Genomic DNA, 16954 nt, shown 5'->3' with positions numbered 1-16954 from the left:
CTACCAACGCAGACGCCGACAAGCCCGACTCGGCAAATTGACACCCATCGACTTCGAACTAAGAATGAATACACACACTGCACAAGCAGCGTAATAACAAGTGTCGCCTAAACGTACAGCAGTCCCGTCCTCAGGAAGGTTCAGGTGGCTGAACAGAGAGTTAGGCGTGGTGCTGGGGCTTACATTGCTTGTGAGTGAACTGGACCCTTTTGCTGGTCACTGACTGATGGAGGTTGGTGTGTCTAAGAAGAGGGAGTTGCACTGTGGAATGGAGCACGCACCTTGTCAATGAAGCTCAAAGTCACCCATATGACGCTGGCACCCCTGCTTGCAGTCACACTCGGCCTCACTGGGGTTGGAGGACAGGCCGCTCCACTACCTGATCCAATGTTGTCCACTGAAGAGGGAACCAGCCAAGAGAAACCGCTACCGGATGAAGAAGAAGTAGCGGGGGGTGAGGGGGACCCGGCTCCTGAAGATGGGATCGAGGGGGACCTGGCTCCCGAAGATGGGATCGAGGGGGACCCGGAAGAAGAGCCTGGGGGAGGGGAGCCGGAGAGTGGGCTCTTAGAGGAGGTTGAGGCTGAGCTTCCCTTAGAGGAAGCCGAGGGGGAACTTCCCGGCACTGTAGCCAGAGGCGAGTTCACCGGTGCAACGCCCCTGGCCCGTGGCATTTCCCGGGCGGGTGGTCAGAACCGCTACAGTACTGCAGTCAATCTCTCGCAGCGCCTTTTCCCCGGGACCTCGACGGCCCCGGCAGTCTTCATTGCCTCGGGTGGTTCGTTTTCTGACGGACTGACGCTCGGCGCGCTGGCGTCCTACATGGGGGGCCCGCTTCTTCTCACCATGACGAACACGGTTCCCACTTCAGTAGTGAATGAGATCAAGAGGCTCCAGCCCTCAGTGATTTACGTGGCGGGGGGCAACCTGGTCATCTCAGACTCGGTGATCCAAGTCCTCAAGGGACTGGCACCCAGAGTGGAGCGCCTTGCGGGCACGAACCGCTTCCAAACGGCAGAGGCCATTGCCGCCAAGTTCCCGGTCGGTTCCGGGGCAATGATTGCCACGGGTACCGACTTCCCGGACGCGCTGGTAGCTTCCTCGGCCTCAGCCAAGAATGGTGGGGGAGGCCCCGTACTCCTCACCAACGGGTTCGTGAGCAGCCCGGTGGTTGAGCAGGCCCTTAGTCGACTCATGCCCTCGGCAGTGACGATTGTCGGCGGAACCTGGTCCGCCTCCAACTTGAACCGAATCACCTCCGCTGCGGGAACCTCACCGGTGCTCCTTTCTGGGAGAGATCGCTACGCCACCTCGGCGGCGGTCGCACAGCACTATTGGAGCGAGCGACGGACATCAATAATCTATGCCACAGGGGTGACCTTCCCGGATGCCATGGCTTCCGTGCCCGCTTCCAAGGCCTACGACGCCCCCATCCTCCTGACTCAGAAAGAGTGCAGGCCAAAGACGGTGGCGGCTGCTGCAGCATCGCAGACCTATGTCCTGGTCACAGGTGGTTCCGTGGCTATCTCTGAGGGTGCAGTGACCAAGACCTGTCCGGTGCTCCCTTCCGTGGTCAGCCAATCGGAAGGTTTCTACCGGTTCGGGATGTCCCACCGCAATCAGATCAACGGCTACTACTGCGGTCCTGCAACCGGAGAGATGATTCTTAGCCGACTAGGTTACCCACGCTCACCCAGTGGACTCGCCCTCAACCAGCAGAACCTGGCCAAGGATGCCTACCTGATGACTAACCGCTACGGGCGCACCGCCTGGGTGGCCCAGGCAATGTCTCGTGGACTCAACCAGTGGATGGGGAAGAACTCCTACGTCCAGCATGCAGCCCCGAGTTCCACAATCTTCCGGTCTGTGGTGACGAAGAGTTTCACCACTACGGGACGGCCGGTCGTTGTTGACACGCAAGAGTGGTCAGGAGGCGTCCATTACAACGGGCACCCCGCCAACTCAACGTTCAGTCACTTGATGCCGGTTGAGGGTTATAATCCGGCCACGGACACGCTGATCGCCCTGGACCCGGCTTCACACTTTTACGCGGCTTCCCAGCCTAGTTTCAAGTACAAACTGGGTGCCTTCACCGGCTTCTTGCAGTCGTTCGGAATCTACTACTGATGGAATTTCGTCCATCTCTGCCGATGATTGGGATGCTCGTGCTGGCGGTGGTCACCACCGGTTGTACCACGTCGCTTTCCCCAGATGTTGGCCTTTTATCAGAGGAAACACAACCCGCACAGTCTTCTACGGTGCCCCAGTCATCAGGTAGTCAGACAGCTGCGCTGAAGGCAGTTCAGGTTCCGGGAGTTCCCTTTGAACTCAACCTGGCTCCAGGCTCCGCCGGTCAGGTTGAGATAGTTCGAGCCGTTGATGCCGTTGCCCCCGGGGAACTGCATAAACTGACAGAACTCGGGGTGACAGCCACCGGAGACGGCGGGCTTCCCGGCCCATCGGTGCGAGCTGTACTTGATGATGAGGCCGTACTTGGCGCTCAGCTCAGACCTCAGCTCGGGATTGAGATCACCGACCTAGCCCAGGTCCCCACCGTCCTCGGCACTATTGCAACCGACGGAACGTTCACCGAGATGCCCGAACTCACCGGAGAGCTTGCCAGGCTGTCCGGAGCCAATCCGGACGACCTGTATTTTGAACCACAGGACGCCACTGTCCATGGGGACTGGGTGTTGTGGAAGGAAGGCTCAGCGGGAGAACACGGAGCAATGCCGACCCTCGACTTCGATGACTGGCGCATCGTGGGGTGGAACAAAGCGAACGGTGAGGTGCAAGAGTTTGGGGCGGCATTCCTGCTTCACGGTGAGCGGTTTGCGCCGCGCGCTTCCTGGTCGGCTGCCCCCAGCACCGACGGTCAGGACATCTACTACGAGGCCAAGGTGCCATCTCAGCTGATCCCCGGATCCGCTGGGGACCAGTGGGCCTCTGCGATCCTGCGGGTTCCCCTGGGTGAGCCGGGCGCGGTTGAGGTCGTCGCACCTGGCACACTCCCATTCGCCGACCAGGTATCACCCGGTTCCTACTGGGTCAATGACAATGGCGTCCTCGTTCGCAACGGAACCGAGGTCATGGAGGTGCTTACTGCCGGGTGGCAGATTGGTTCTGTGGTGGCCACCTCGGAGATCGTGACTGTGGTGGTCGTCCAGGGGGAATCGCCTGCGTGGTTGCTTGTTCTGGATGCCGCAACCCTGCAGCTACGTGCCGCCATTGAGACCGGAGCGGACTGGTCCGAGGTTAGTGCTTCTGCAGCGTCGGTTGCGTGGGGTAATGGCACAGCCAACTCCGACCCTCAGATGTACCTTTGGCAGCTCGGCGACGTCGCACCCACTCGGCTCGGAAGCACCCAGGGCATGAGTAAGCCGATTATCGGGGGGAACCTTCTCAGCGTTCCCGAACTAACCGAGTTCGGGGCAGTCGTCTGGTCGCTGCAGCGCATTGAGTAGCTGTGCTCTGTGAAGTTGGCACAACCTCCATAGTATTGTCCTATGCGCAGATTCACTGACCCATTACTTTTTGGCCTCCTCTTCATTGTCACGGCCCTGACGTGGTTGCTCGCCTCCGCGACATCGAACATTCCCGATGTTCCGGTGGGCTACTTCGCTCCGATGACCGTTGTCGTGTTCTGTATCATCGCGACCCCGGCGCTCGCCCTCGTTGCACTAATGGCCCTGGTGAGGGCGCTGTTAAATGTGCAGCCGGTGAAGTTCTGGGCCTGGGTAACGGGTACCTCAATCCTGGCGGTCGTGCTCGGTTCTCTAGCGACTCTTATCACTGATTTACAGCAGGTCCAGGTTGGTTTCAGCACCACCGCCTGGTTCTCCGGGGTCATTGCTGTGGCCGGACTCATCGCCCTCGTTCTTTCATTTACCGGTGCGGTTCCTAGTGTCAAGAGCGAGGAGATTGCAGGTGCAAGCCAGGACTTGATCCTGCCGGAGGTGTCGGCCGAGGTGAGTGAGATAACTGAGGAACCACTGCCTCCGGGAACGCTGTAGCCTATGGGACAAGGTCTTTTTGATCCGGAACCAGAACCGTCGTAGAAAGTAGCATTTTTGCCTTCGTTACCCCAGTACGTGGACCCGGCAACCCCGACAACCCTCACCTTGGGCGGGGCGCCTTCCACCTCAACGATTGAGGATTCCGGCCTTGAAATCGAGAGATCGATTCTTCCGGGTGGGATCCGCCTAATCACCCAGCAGATTCCCGGGGCACTCTCGGCTTCCCTCGGTATGTGGGTTGCCGTGGGCTCCAGAGATGAGGGTCCGGGGGAGGGGGGAATCAGTCACTTCCTCGAGCATCTTCTCTTTAAGGGGACCACAAAGCGCTCAGCTTTTGAGATCGCGGAGGCCTTTGATGCGGTGGGTGCTGAATCCAATGCCGCCACGACCAAGGAGGCGACCTACTACTGGGCGCACATGGTCGCAGACGACCTTCCGGAACTGCTTCCAGTCCTGACGGACATGGTTACCGATTCGGTCATTTCGGATGAGGATGTCGAGGTCGAACGCGGAGTCATCCTTGATGAGCTGGCCATGAGTGACGACTCACCCAGTGAGGTTGCAGGTGAGCTGTTTGCGCGGGCCGTCTATGGCGATAGTGAGCTCGGTCGACCGATTGGTGGCACCAGGGACTCGGTTGAGGGGATGGCAGCTCAGAAGATCCGCGACCTCTACCACCGGAAGTACGGCACTGACGACCTGATCGTTAGTGTGGCCGGGGACGTTGATCACGGGAGGGTCCGGGATCAGCTTCTAGAGGCCATGTCGAACTCGCCGTGGGCGGCCCAACTTGCAGAGCCAATCGAACCGAAGCGCCGCGTTCCCAGCACCCTGATGGTTGCCTCGGGGGGATCACACCAGCGGAACCTCAAGATCGTCAGGGACATTGAACAGGCACACCTCCTGGTCGGAGGCCCGTGGTTGCGCGCCCTCGATCCTGCTGGGCCTGCCTCATCCGTGACTTTCAACCTTCTGGGAGGGGGAATGTCATCCCGACTGTTCCAGGAGATCCGAGAGAAGAGGGGCCTTGCCTACTCGACCTACGCCTTCCCCTCGGCATACTCGGACGCAGGCTACTTCGCGCTCTACGCCGGTTGCGCCCCCAGACACCTGGCCGAGGTCGAAAAGGTGATGTGGGGAGAGGTCGAGAAGCTGGCGGAGTTCGGCCCCACCGACAAGGAACTGCTGCGGTCCAGGGGGCAGATTCGCGGCGGTGTGACCCTCAACCTGGAAGATCCCTCGAGCCGTATGTCGCGGCTGGCTCGTTCTGAACTAGTCGGGGAACTGGTATCGGTATCCGACGCCCTCGCCAGAATCGATGCGGTGCAGAAGGAAGACGTTCAAGAAATCGCTCGGCAGATGCTCGGGGCGGTCCGATCCAGCGCGATTGTGAGTTCAAATGACTGAGTTGTCGGCCCCGGTGTTCGTCCGCGCTGCCACTGTTGATGACGTGGGGGCAATCACTGAGATTCAGATGGGAGCCCTGGTTGATACGGTCGCCCACGTCGTGGGTCAGCAGTACCGTAACCAGGTTGCCGGCCAGCTGTCCCAGCTGGATATCGAGGCGACTTGGAACTCAACCATCGCACTGGGGGATGAGCAAAAGCGCGGGGTCCTGGTTGCTACTGACAGTGGGGAAGTTGTCGGGTTCGCTGCATTTGCCGTCTCTGAGGGCGAAGCGGAAGCCGAGAGTGTGGTCCCGGGGCTTCCGTTTGAAGTCCCCACCAGTTCCGCGCAGATCCTGGTTTTTGAGGTCGCACCCTCACACCGTCGCATCGGACACGGCTCACGCCTTCTCGCAGCAATCGCGGACATCCTCCGGCCCCAGGGGGTTCCGGGCATGGTGGTGTGGATCGTCGGTGAAGACCAGGACCGGGTGCGGTTTTTCCGGAAGGCGGGGTTTGCGCCGGTGGGGGTGCGCCGGGGCGCCGATACCGGGGTCGGTGAGGTCGTCGAGCACCTCTGGTTTGCTGCCCTCGACTAGAGAGCGGGGGTGTTACGCGCCCGGCTCTCAACGTGGCATGCTGGTGTCATGAACAACCTTTACAAGCATCTTTCTGAGCCAGGTCCGGTAGGTAAGCACACCCTCAGGGTGGTGCCGCTGGGGGGACTCGGCGAAGTCGGCCGGAACATGACCGTACTTGAAACCAAAGACAAGCTGCTACTGATTGACTGCGGAGTCCTCTTCCCTTCGGACCATCAGCCGGGCGTCGACCTTATCCTTCCGGACTTCGGCTACATTGCCGATCGTCTTGATGATGTCGTCGGTCTCCTCCTCACACACGGTCATGAAGACCACATCGGTGCTGTCCCCTACCTTTTGAAGCTACGTCCCGATATTCCCATCTATGGTTCTCGCCTCACGCTGGCCCTGGTGGAAGCAAAACTGCAGGAACACAGGCTGCCGACCAAGCACCTCCACGTGGTGAGTGAGGGCGATGTGGTTCAACTTGCGCCCTTCTCAGCTGAGTTTGTGGCGGTAAACCACTCTATTCCTGACGCCCTGGCAATCTTTGTCCGCACGGCCGCAGGAACCGTCCTCGCCACCGGCGACTTCAAAATGGATCAACTCCCCATCGATGGGCGCCTCACGGACCTTCGTTCCTTCGCCAGGTTCGGTGAAGAGGGGGTGGACCTCTTCCTGGTCGATTCCACCAACGCTGAGGTTCCGGGTTTCGTCACCTCCGAGGTCGAGATTGGGCCGGCACTTGAAAAGGCGTTTGAGGGGACACCGGGGGCCATCATCGTGGCCTCATTTGCCTCACATATTCACCGTGTTCAGCAGGTCCTTCAGGCTGCCGAGAAAACGGGGCGGAAGGTGGCTTTCGTCGGCCGTTCCATGGAACGCAACATGCGGATCGCCGACGAACTTGAGTACCTGGATACCGGCGAGAACGTCGTGGCTCCCCTCAGTGAAGTCAACAGCCTGCCGAGGCGCGATCGCGTCTACATGGTGACGGGTTCGCAGGGCGAGCCCATGGCCGCCCTCGGACGCATTGCGCGTGGTGACCACAACTCCATCGAAGTCGGTCCCGGTGACACCGTGGTGTTTGCCTCCAGCCTGATCCCGGGTAACGAGAGTTCGATCTACCGCGTCATCAACGATCTCACGGGTCTCGGTGCAAAGGTGGTGCACCAGGGCAACGCCAAGGTGCACGTTTCGGGGCATGCCTCCGCCGGAGAGCTGCTCTACTGCTACAACATCATCAAGCCGAAGAACGTCCTGCCCGTCCACGGCGAGATTCGCCACCTGGTAGCCAACGGCCAGCTAGCGGTGAAAACCGGGGTTGATCCCCAGAATGTCGTCCTCGCAGAGGGCGGCGTGGTGATAGACCTGAAAAACGGCAAGACCCACGTGGCGGGAGTGGTCCCGAACGAACTGATTTACGTCGATGGTTCATCGATCGGGGATCTTTCCGAAGATGAGTTGGCCGAACGCGTCGTTCTCGGCTCCGAGGGCCTGATCACGGTTTATGCGGTAGTCGACAAGGATTCGGGGATGGTGCTTTCGGACCCGGTGGTTCGCGCGGTCGGGGTAGCAGAGGAGGACGAGATCTTTGATGAGATTCGTCCCGAGCTTGCCAAGGCCCTTCGTGACGCAGCAGCTCCCGGAAACGTCTCCACCCACAGGTTGCAGCAGACGCTTCGCCGTACCCTGGGTCGCTGGGTTTCAAGGCGCCTGCGTCGTCGCCCCGTCATCGTTCCGATTGTGGTTCAGCAGTGAGACCAGCAGGACCCTATGGATTCGTTGACGATAAGGGCAATCAGTTTTCGGGGTCCCTGCGTCGACCGGTCGCGGGCCCTCCGCTCAAGGCGGAGGGAAAGTTGGTCTCAACCTCAGCCGTTCACCTTGCGGTGACCCTTAATGTTCAGCAGGTACCGTCTGAGGGGGATCAGGTTCGGGCCAGTTCGGCTGTTTCTTCGCCGGGGGGTGGGTTCATCATTGCCGAGGGGGCTCGCCGCCAGGGGGTGAGGACGTTCCTGGCCTCGCCGCTGGGCACGGGTCCGAACTCCCACTCGATCCGGCGTAGCCTCATGGCATCGGGGATCGAAACCTTTGATACCGCGTTTGTCGGGGATATCGGGGTGGCGGTGACAATGGTCGAGAGCGACGGCAAGATGGCCCAGGTGGTTGCCCCCGGGGTCGAAGCAGAGCCGACAAGGGAGCTCTTAGATCAGATCCCCCTTGAGGACGGCGACCTCGTCCACGTGAGTGGGGCCGACTTAGTTTCGGCTTCTGGGGCGACAGCCATAGTCAAGTGGGTAAAGGATCTTCCTGAGGGAGTGCGTCTCGTGGTGGCGGCCTCCCCAGCAGTGGCTCTGGTGCCCACGGAAGTGTGGCTCGAGGTACTGGCACGCGCCGATGTTCTCACCATCAACATTCGTGAGGCCGCACTGCTTAACGCGCTGCTGAAGCCGTATGTGACAGCAGAGTGGTTCCAGGGGGTCGTCAAACCCACGGTGGGAGTTGTGCGCCGGATGGGGCCGCTTGGCTGCGAGGTCATCGAGGATGCGGGGAAGAAGCGGAAGACTATCCCCGCAATGACAGCACGTCCCGTTGACACAACGGGAGTGGGTGACACGCACGTCGCGGTGATGTGTGCGTCGCTGCTTCGAGGTGACTCACTGGTGGACGCCTGTCGGCGGGCCAATGCTGCCGCTGCCATTGAGATCAGTCATGCCACTGCGTTCCCTCTGCCTTCAAGCGATGCTGTGGATATTGTCCTGGCCACGGGAGATGCCAGGGATGCCCTGGAAGTTGAGGCGGAAGCTACCTTTCCCCTTCGCCAAGAATAGGCGGTGAACGGCGCGGCACTCGGTCATGTTGACAGAGCTCTTGTAACGTCGATTTGTTATGGCTACAGCACGGAAAACACGTCCTACCGCCTCCTCTCGGGGCGGTGGCGAACCAGCGAAGAGCGGCGGCACCAAAGACAAGGGTGCCAGGGACGCTCGGGTTCCTCGCGTCGTTCACGCTGAACCTGAAGAGGATGAGCGTGAACGGACCCCGGGCGCCTTACGCCGCATGGGGTCTGGTCTGGCATCATCCTGGCGGGCAATTGAGCCCCAGATGAAACGGGACGCACTCGGTTTCATCCTGGTGGCCTTTGCAGTCATCGTTGCACTGCGCGAATGGTTTGGTGTTGCGGGCGCCCTCAGCGAAGCCATCCACCACACCGTGGCGGGTGCAGTCGGCCTCTTCGCGGTGGTTGTCCCCGTTGTCCTGCTGCTCTGGGGGGTGGCTCTGTTCAGGCGCCGCCGCAACATCGACATGCTGCCCTACCGGGCCGCCGGAACAGTCGGTGTGATCGCATCCGTGACAGGGTTGGCACAGCTGTTCAGCGGAAACCCAGCCTTTTCTGACTTTGCTGCCATTGAGTCTGCCGGGGGCATCATCGGCTGGTTCTTCGCGTCTCCAACAGCCAGTTTGGTGTCGCCCGTCGGCGCCGGAATCCTGCTCTTCCTGCTCTTCCTGTACTCCCTTCTCCTCGGGAGTAAGACGCCACTTAGAGAGGCGTGGCCCAAGCTCCGTGCCCTGTGGGAAGTCATCGCACGACGAAAGTCCGCCGGGGACGATGAGGTCGAGGTCGAAGACGCTGTGGCCCTGGCAACGGAAGACGATGCCTGGCTCAACGAACACCGGGTGGCGCCGGTAACCAGGGTGCGCAAGCAGGTAGCGCCAGTGCGCCGAGAGACCGTTGCCCCGTATGACCTAGAGGCGGAAGTCGCTCGCGTTCAACGTGATTCTTTCGATCCCTTTGCACCCATAGATGAGGTGGAAGCCTCCGAAGAGCTGACGAGGGTGAGTGCCAGCTTCGATGAGGATGAGTCTTCGGTGTGGACGCCGGAACCCGAGGCGCCCGCCAAGGTCTCACCGCCGCCAACTTACGCGCAGAGTGCCCCGACCCCCGACGAAGAGGCGACGGTGGCCTTCGTGCCTCACGTGATTCCTGAGGAGCCACGTGAACCCGTCGTGTTGGAGGAAGAGTTTTCCGCTCATGCGCCGACTCGTCTATACCGGCTGCCGGAACCCGGACTGCTGAAGCGGGGAGTCCCCCACAAGGCACGCTCGGAGGCGAACGACCTCGTTATCGCCACCCTCCAGGGGGTACTCGAAGAGTTCAACGTGGACGCGTATGTTTCGGGCTTCTCGCGGGGTCCCACGGTGACGCGCTATGAGGTGACCCTCGGGCCGGGTGTGAAGGTAGACCGGATCACCGCCCTCGCCGGCAACATTTCCTATGCAGTTGCCAGTGCAGATGTGCGGATCCTGGCCCCGATTCCCGGTAAGTCCGCCATTGGGGTAGAGATCCCCAACACCGACCGTGAGACCGTCGTCCTCGGAGATGTTTTGCGCTGCGGCAAGGCCCAGAAGAATCAGCACCCGCTTCTTGTTGGCGTCGGTAAGGACGTTGAAGGCGGCTATGTGGTCACCAACCTCGCAAAGACTCCCCACCTGCTCGTTGCGGGCCAGACAGGTTCTGGTAAGTCATCGTTCATTAACTCCATGATCGTTTCGATCCTGATGAGGGCGACACCCGACCAGGTGAAGATGATTCTGATTGACCCCAAGCGGGTGGAACTGTCGATTTACGAGGGCGTCCCGCACCTCGTTACACCCATCATTACCAATCCGAAGAAGGCCTCTGAGGCCCTGGAGTGGGTGGTGCGTGAAATGGATGCGCGCTACGACGACCTCGCTGAGTACGGCTTCAAACATGTTGACGACTTCAATGCTGCGATCCGTGAGGGTAAGGTCAGTCCCCCTCCTGGATCCAAGCGCAAACTCAAGCCCTATCCCTACCTGCTGGTGGTAGTTGATGAGCTGGCGGATCTGATGATGATTGCACCGCGTGATGTTGAGTCTTCGGTTCAGCGCATCACCCAGCTGGCACGTGCTGCCGGCATCCACCTGGTTCTGGCGACGCAGCGGCCATCCGTGGATGTGGTCACCGGGCTCATCAAGGCAAACGTGCCTTCCCGTCTGGCATTTGCAACGTCGGCGCTGGCGGACTCCAGGGTTATTCTGGACCAGCCGGGAGCGGAGAAACTCATCGGTCAGGGTGACGCCCTGTACCTTCCTGCCGGGGCCGCAAAGCCCCTCCGTGTCCAGGGGGCATGGGTTGATGAGGATGAGATTGAGGCAGCCGTTGAGTACTGTCGTAACCAGGCGGATCCTGAGTACGATGAGAGTGTCATTGCTGCTCCCAGCGGGGCCAAGGTAGCGGAAGACATCGGCTCCGACCTCAATGATTTGCTCGCAGCTGCCGAGCTTGTCATAAACACACAGCTCGGTTCAACATCGATGCTGCAGCGCAAGCTCAGGATTGGTTTTGCACGGGCCGGGAGGCTGATGGATCTACTTGAGTCACGGGAGATAGTAGGCCCCTCCCAGGGCTCGAAGGCGCGCGAGGTCCTGGTTGAACCGGAAGAACTGCCTTCGGTACTTGCACTTCTTCGCGGCGAGGTCTCACAGATGCCATCTGCCCCAGCAGTCCCACAGGTGCCTGCGGTTGGGGAAGAGTCTGAGGAAGACTACGACGAACCCACTGAAGATGGCCCAGCTACCCAGTTTCTTGGCGGTCCTGAACTGACTCCGAGGTGGGGGGATGAGGATGCGACCCGGGTTCTTCGTGACGAAGCACCCACGCGACCGATTCGCATCTCGCCCCAGTTCAGCGGGACCGGTGATCTATCATGATGAAGATGATGGGGGCCAAGCAATTAGTAGGGAGTCCGTGATGGGCGATAACGGTAAGAAGACCGGGCAGCAGAACTCACCGACATTGAACCTGCCCAATGCCCTCACCGTTCTGCGCATTCTCATGGTGCCCGTGTTCCTCTGGCTGCTACTTGAAAACACCACTTCGTCACGCTGGTGGGCGGCCCTGGTGTTTGCTGTTGCGGCTTACACCGATCATCTTGATGGACAGATTGCCCGCAAGTATAAGATCATCACGAACTTCGGCAAGCTGGCTGATCCACTGGCCGATAAGTTCCTGACTCTCGGCGCCTTTGTCGCGCTATCTATCCTTTCGGACCTGCCCTGGTGGTTCACGATTATTGTGGCGGTTCGAGAGTTGGGGATCACCGTTCTGCGAGAGGTCTTGCGCAGGCGGGGGACCGTCGTAGCGGCCTCCTCTGGTGGCAAGCTGAAGACGGTTCTGCAGATGTTCCTGATCATGCTATTGATCATTCCGTGGGGTTCTTTCGTGAGCCATCTCGTGGCGCAGTTGGTACTGATCCTGATTTGGGTCGTAATGCTTGCCGCTCTGATCGTGACGGTGTGGTCGGGCATCCAGTACCTTCTGGTGTCGGTACATGCTTTGAACTTGCAGAAGGGCGACGAAGCATAGCCGTCCCCCGGTGTTTGTGAGGCAGATTACGCAATAAGTTGGTTGTCTCTGGCGTTATATATGGCATGAAGACAACGAACCAGCTACGTCGTCCGGTGGGCGCAGGGAATGTGATGTCACGTTCAGTTCCCGCGGGTCATCGTGGACAGGCTTCACGTCAGACCGCTAAGCCGAGGTACAGTGGAGAGATGATGAAAATGACATCTGTAAGGTCACCGTTGCTGCGAAGTGAGCTCGGTGATGTTTTGCGTTCGCTCCGTAATCTTCAGGGGCGCACTCTGCGGGAGGTTTCTTCGCAGGCGCAGGTCTCGCTGGGCTATCTCAGTGAGGTTGAACGTGGTCAGAAGGAAGCCTCTTCTGAGCTACTAGAGTCGATCTGCACGGCCCTGGGGGTGCCCCTGTGGTTCGTGCTGCGTGAAGTTGCGGATCGCATGATGGTGCTTGATACAGCAGCCGTTCCGGATACCGTGCCAGATGATCTTCTGGCTGGTTCCCTGGTTACCAACAGGTGAACCAATCTGAGTTTTGGAACGCCCTAGAGCAGGTTTACGGACCGGCCCTAGGGCGTTCACTCGTGTATGACCTCTACCTTCCCACGCTGGCGATGACCGCCAGGGAAGCCTTGGAAAAGCACATCAAGGTCGATGTGGTGTGGAACGCGCTCATTGCTGAGACGGGGCGGGGCGAGGAGGATCTTTGGGTTCACCGTCGTCCCCAGAAGAGACGCTAGACCTGGCGAGTATTATGCGTGTCAGCTTTCCAATCGAACGGATGTTCGAGTAGAGTTATCCGCAGGTAGGCGTGCCCGGCAGTTTCCACAGGGAACTGGGGGCGTTCTGATTATGTCGGTGGCTGGACATAGTGTTACCTCAGCAGAATCCGGAGAGGGTCTGTTGAATCGAAGCCAGAAGGTGAATCAGCCGGAGAGGCTGCTGAAGAAGGAGCAATTATGGCGCGTGTTTCAAACCCCAAGACGGTTGCGGCTCCGGGGACAGATCGGGCCAAAGCCCTAGATCTCGCACTTAGTCAGATCGACCGACAGTTCGGTAAGGGTTCTGTCATGCGCCTGGGGGACGATACCCGTCCCCCTGTCAAGGTGATTCCCACTGGTTCTCTCGCCCTTGACGTTGCTCTCGGAATCGGCGGACTCCCTCGCGGCCGGGTGGTAGAGATCTACGGACCTGAGTCATCAGGTAAGACAACGGTAGCCCTCCATGCGGTTGCCAGCGCTCAAAGGGCAGGTGGTAACGCTGCTTTCATCGACGCGGAACACGCTCTCGACCCGATCTATGCCCGCGCACTTGGTGTAGACACCGATAACCTCCTGGTTTCTCAGCCAGACACGGGTGAGCAGGCGCTTGAGATTACCGACATGCTGATCCGCTCGGGTGGTATTGACATCATCGTCGTCGACTCGGTCGCTGCGCTGGTACCTAAGGCAGAGATTGAGGGGGAGATGGGTGACTCCCACGTCGGACTGCAGGCTCGCCTTATGAGCCAGGCGCTCCGCAAGATTACGGGCGCTCTTTCAGCCACTGGGACCACCGCCATCTTTATCAACCAGCTGCGTGAAAAGATCGGTGTCTTCTTCGGTTCTCCTGAGACGACTACGGGCGGTAAGGCACTCAAGTTTTACTCTTCGGTTCGTATTGACGTGCGCAGAATTGAGACGCTTAAGGAAGCCGGTGCGCCGGTTGGTAACCGAACCAGGGCCAAGATCGTTAAGAACAAGATGGCTCCGCCGTTCAAGCAGGCAGAGTTTGACATCATTTATGGCAAGGGTGTCTCCCGCGAGGGTTCGATCATCGACATGGGGGTCGAAGCCGGAATCGTCCGTAAGTCTGGATCCTGGTTCACATACGACAAGGATCAACTGGGACAGGGCAAGGAGAATGTCCGTCAGTTCCTAGTGGATAACCCTGATCTAGCCGATGAGATTGAGGGCAAGATTCTCGCTGAACTTGGAATTGGTCAGCCCGTTGCTGAGGCCGAAGCGGTGGTAAACGATGCCTCCATCGAAGAGTGAAAGCTCCTCGAAAAAGGTTGATCCCAAGGATGCAATGGACGCTGCTCTGCGCATTCTTGGGATCCGGGACCACTCGGCGGCCGAACTAGGGCACAAGCTTGCGGGCAGGGGCTTTGATGACGCCACGGTCAAAGAGACGGTTGAACGACTGGTTGGCTATGACTACATAAATGATGAACGCTTTGCCCAGTCAATTCTTCGGTCCTACTCGGGATTGGGACGCGGTGGCCTCACCAGACAGATGCAAAAGCGAGGTATTGACCCGCAGATTTGGCGTCCTCTTGTCGATCAGATCGATAGCGAAGAAGAGTTTTCAAGGGCTTTAGAGGCGGCTCGGAAGCACACCACTCCAAGCAAGATCGCCAGTCTCTCCAAAGAGGTGTGGCAGAGGCGGTTGGTGGGGTTCCTAGCACGACGCGGATTCTCAACCCAGACTGCTTTCGCCGTTTGTGGTGCGCTAAGCGCCGAGGCAGAAGAGGCAGCCGAGGGAATGAGTGAGCCATGGTAGATCAGAGCCACCTGCTTCAAGTACTGACTGAACAGGGCTGGACGATAGCCACGGCAGAGTCGCTCACGGGAGGCGCGCTGTGTGCCACCCTGGTTGATACGCCGGGGATCAGCTCTGTCCTGCTCGGGGGAGTGGTCGCCTATGCGACTGATCTCAAGGCGGACATTCTTGGGGTTGACCGATCGCTTCTTCAGGCCCGGGGCCCGGTCTGCGCTGAGGTGGCCAACCAGATGGCGCAAGGGGTTCGTAGCTTGTGCGCCTCAGACTTTGGGATCTCCACCACTGGTGTTGCCGGTCCGGGTGACAGTCCGGATGGCCCGCAGGGCCTGGTTTTCGTAGGCGTGGTGGGTCCAACTACGACGCTCGTCGAAAAGCACATGTTCTCAGGAAGTCGCTCCCAGGTTCGCCACCAGGCCATTGAAGCCGCACTTGCGTTGCTGAAAAGGGCGGTGCAGCAAGAGATCACAACCCCGGGCCGGTAGTCCTTGTTTGGTAGGGACTAGACGCCGACTAGGCTGGTGTGCTGTGAGTAAGACGATAGAGACGCGCCCTCGGACCTACCTGGTTCGCACCCTGGGCTGCCAGATGAACCAGCATGACTCAGAGCGTTTGGCGGGACTGCTAGAAGACGCGGGTTTGGTGCCGGTTGAAAGTGTTCCAGAGGCAGCGGAGCGTGCCACAATCGCCGGCGACGGTGGTGCTGATGTGGTTGTGATCAACACATGCTCGGTTCGTGAGAATGCCGCCACCAAGCTTTTCGGAAACCTGGGGCAGCTTGCTTCCGTGAAACGGGAACGTCCCGGAATGCAAATCGCCGTGGGTGGATGCTTGGCCCAGCAGATGCGGGAGGGGATTGTCCAGCAGGCCCCCTGGGTCGACGCCGTGTTTGGCACGCACAATCTTGATGTTCTGCCAGCGCTTCTGCGTCGTGCCGAGCACAACCACGAAGCCGCGGTTGAGATTGAGGAATCACTCAAGGTCTTTCCCTCCACGCTCCCATCGGTACGGGAGTCTGTTTACGCGGCATGGGTATCAATTTCAGTGGGTTGCAACAACACCTGCACCTTCTGCATAGTGCCGCGCCTGCGTGGTCGAGAAAGGGATCGACTGCCACAGGAAGTACTCGATGAGGTAGCGGCGGTAGTCTCTGAGGGGGCTATCGAAGTGACGTTGCTGGGCCAGAACGTCAACTCGTATGGGGCTTCATTCCGAGATCGCGGGGCGTTTGCGAACCTGCTCCGTCAGGTTGGTCAGACACCCGGGCTTGAGAGACTGCGGTTCACATCGCCACATCCGGCAGCATTCACGTCCGATGTCATCGATGCCATGGCTGAAACTCCGACCGTTATGCCCAGCTTGCATATGCCACTTCAATCAGGTTCTGATCGCATCCTGAAAGAGATGCGGCGCTCCTATCGTTCAGAGCGGTTCAACCGGATCCTTCGCGAGGTCCGCGAGGCTATTCCAAGTGCCGCCATCACCACGGATATCATCGTGGGTTTCCCAGGAGAGACAGAGGAGGACTTCCAGCGCACGCTCGATGTGGTTGAAGAGTCGAGGTTTGCCTCAGCCTTCACGTTCCAGTATTCTCCGCGCCCCGGTACTCCAGCTGCTGCCCGCACTGACATGGTTCCGAACGATGTAATGGCCGACCGTTACAACCGTCTGGTTGATCTGCAGAACCGAATCTCCACCGAAGAGAACATGGCTCTGGTTGGCTCCAGGGTAGAGGTGCTGGTAGCCGAGGGGGAGGGACGTAAACAGGACGCTACACGCAGGCTTTCGGGACGAAGCAGGGACGGCAGACTGGTCCACTTTGCGGTTCCTACAGGAGTGGAGGCTCCCCGTCCAGGTGACCTTGTAGAGGTGGGTGTGACCCACGGAGCGCCGCACCACCTTCTGGCCGATAGTGGTCTCGAAGCCGGTGGCCTTTTCTCCGTTCGAAGCACCAGGGCAGGGGATGCCTGGCTGAAGCGACAGGCCACCAGCGAGCCCGAGCCCTCAGGGGTCGCACTCGGCATACCTGTCCTACGCAGGGGTTAGTGGG

General features: G+C 59.6%; 15 protein-coding genes. All 15 read left to right on the top strand.

Going from position 1 to position 16954, the window contains the following annotated elements; translation table 11 throughout:
• Window positions 1-288: 288 nt before the first annotated feature.
• The 15 genes from CS903_RS03460 to miaB all read left to right on the top strand — a co-directional run bounded on the left by CS903_RS03460 (window position 289) and on the right by miaB (window position 16950).
• Window positions 289-2127, top strand: coding sequence for a cell wall-binding repeat-containing protein (locus tag CS903_RS03460; RefSeq protein WP_099332143.1), 1839 nt, complete (start codon window positions 289-291; stop codon window positions 2125-2127).
• 131 nt (window positions 2128-2258) lie between these two features.
• Window positions 2259-3464, top strand: coding sequence for a hypothetical protein (locus CS903_RS03455; RefSeq protein WP_129587578.1), 1206 nt, complete (start codon window positions 2259-2261; stop codon window positions 3462-3464).
• Between the two features lie 42 nt (window positions 3465-3506).
• A complete protein-coding gene (locus CS903_RS03450) occupies window positions 3507-4013 on the top strand; it encodes a hypothetical protein (RefSeq protein WP_099332141.1) in 507 nt (168 codons plus the stop codon).
• Window positions 4014-4070: 57 nt separating this feature from the next.
• The gene (locus CS903_RS03445; RefSeq protein ID WP_242491731.1) at window positions 4071-5423 is read left to right on the top strand and encodes a M16 family metallopeptidase; all 1353 of its coding nucleotides are present in this window, start codon (window positions 4071-4073) and stop codon (window positions 5421-5423) included.
• Window positions 5416-6000: a GNAT family N-acetyltransferase gene (locus CS903_RS03440; RefSeq protein ID WP_207203735.1), complete on the top strand. Its 585-nt coding sequence runs from the start codon at window positions 5416-5418 to the stop codon at window positions 5998-6000. Before CS903_RS03445 ends, CS903_RS03440 begins: the two co-directional genes overlap by 8 nt.
• 48 nt (window positions 6001-6048) lie before the next feature.
• The gene (locus CS903_RS03435) at window positions 6049-7740 is read left to right on the top strand and encodes a ribonuclease J (protein ID WP_099332140.1); all 1692 of its coding nucleotides are present in this window, start codon (window positions 6049-6051) and stop codon (window positions 7738-7740) included.
• Between the two features lie 101 nt (window positions 7741-7841).
• On the top strand, window positions 7842-8813 hold the full coding sequence (locus CS903_RS03430; protein ID WP_164996657.1) for a PfkB family carbohydrate kinase: 972 nt from the start codon (window positions 7842-7844) through the stop codon (window positions 8811-8813).
• A 58-nt stretch (window positions 8814-8871) separates the two neighbouring features.
• Window positions 8872-11718 (top strand): FtsK/SpoIIIE family DNA translocase, encoded by a 2847-nt coding sequence (locus CS903_RS03425; protein ID WP_099332138.1) that lies wholly within the window; start codon window positions 8872-8874, stop codon window positions 11716-11718.
• 40 nt (window positions 11719-11758) lie between these two features.
• Complete coding sequence (gene pgsA, locus CS903_RS03420) at window positions 11759-12373, top strand: CDP-diacylglycerol--glycerol-3-phosphate 3-phosphatidyltransferase (protein ID WP_099332137.1); 615 nt, start codon at window positions 11759-11761, stop codon at window positions 12371-12373.
• A gap of 191 nt (window positions 12374-12564) precedes the next feature.
• Window positions 12565-12885: a helix-turn-helix domain-containing protein gene (locus CS903_RS03415; RefSeq protein WP_099332136.1), complete on the top strand. Its 321-nt coding sequence runs from the start codon at window positions 12565-12567 to the stop codon at window positions 12883-12885.
• On the top strand, window positions 12882-13103 hold the full coding sequence (locus CS903_RS03410; protein WP_099332135.1) for a DUF3046 domain-containing protein: 222 nt from the start codon (window positions 12882-12884) through the stop codon (window positions 13101-13103). The genes CS903_RS03415 and CS903_RS03410 overlap by 4 nt, the downstream gene beginning before the upstream one ends.
• Window positions 13104-13322: 219 nt before the next feature.
• Window positions 13323-14399, top strand: a complete 1077-nt coding sequence (gene recA / locus CS903_RS03405) for a recombinase RecA (RefSeq protein WP_099332134.1) — start codon at window positions 13323-13325, stop codon at window positions 14397-14399.
• On the top strand, window positions 14380-14907 hold the full coding sequence (locus tag CS903_RS03400) for a regulatory protein RecX (protein ID WP_099332133.1): 528 nt from the start codon (window positions 14380-14382) through the stop codon (window positions 14905-14907). Before recA ends, CS903_RS03400 begins: the two co-directional genes overlap by 20 nt.
• Window positions 14901-15389, top strand: coding sequence for a CinA family protein (locus CS903_RS03395; RefSeq protein ID WP_099332132.1), 489 nt, complete (start codon window positions 14901-14903; stop codon window positions 15387-15389). The genes CS903_RS03400 and CS903_RS03395 overlap by 7 nt, the downstream gene beginning before the upstream one ends.
• A 43-nt stretch (window positions 15390-15432) precedes the next feature.
• Window positions 15433-16950 carry a tRNA (N6-isopentenyl adenosine(37)-C2)-methylthiotransferase MiaB gene (gene miaB / locus CS903_RS03390; RefSeq protein WP_277984863.1) on the top strand — a complete coding sequence of 506 codons (1518 nt, stop codon included), beginning with the start codon at window positions 15433-15435 and terminating at the stop codon, window positions 16948-16950.
• Window positions 16951-16954: the final 4 nt, after the last annotated feature.

This window comes from Actinomyces minihominis (genome assembly GCF_900187855.1).
GTDB lineage: Bacteria > Actinomycetota > Actinomycetes > Actinomycetales > Actinomycetaceae > Scrofimicrobium > Scrofimicrobium minihominis.
Note: the sequence above shows the minus strand (reverse complement) of the source record. Positions and strands in the feature narration are given on the sequence as shown.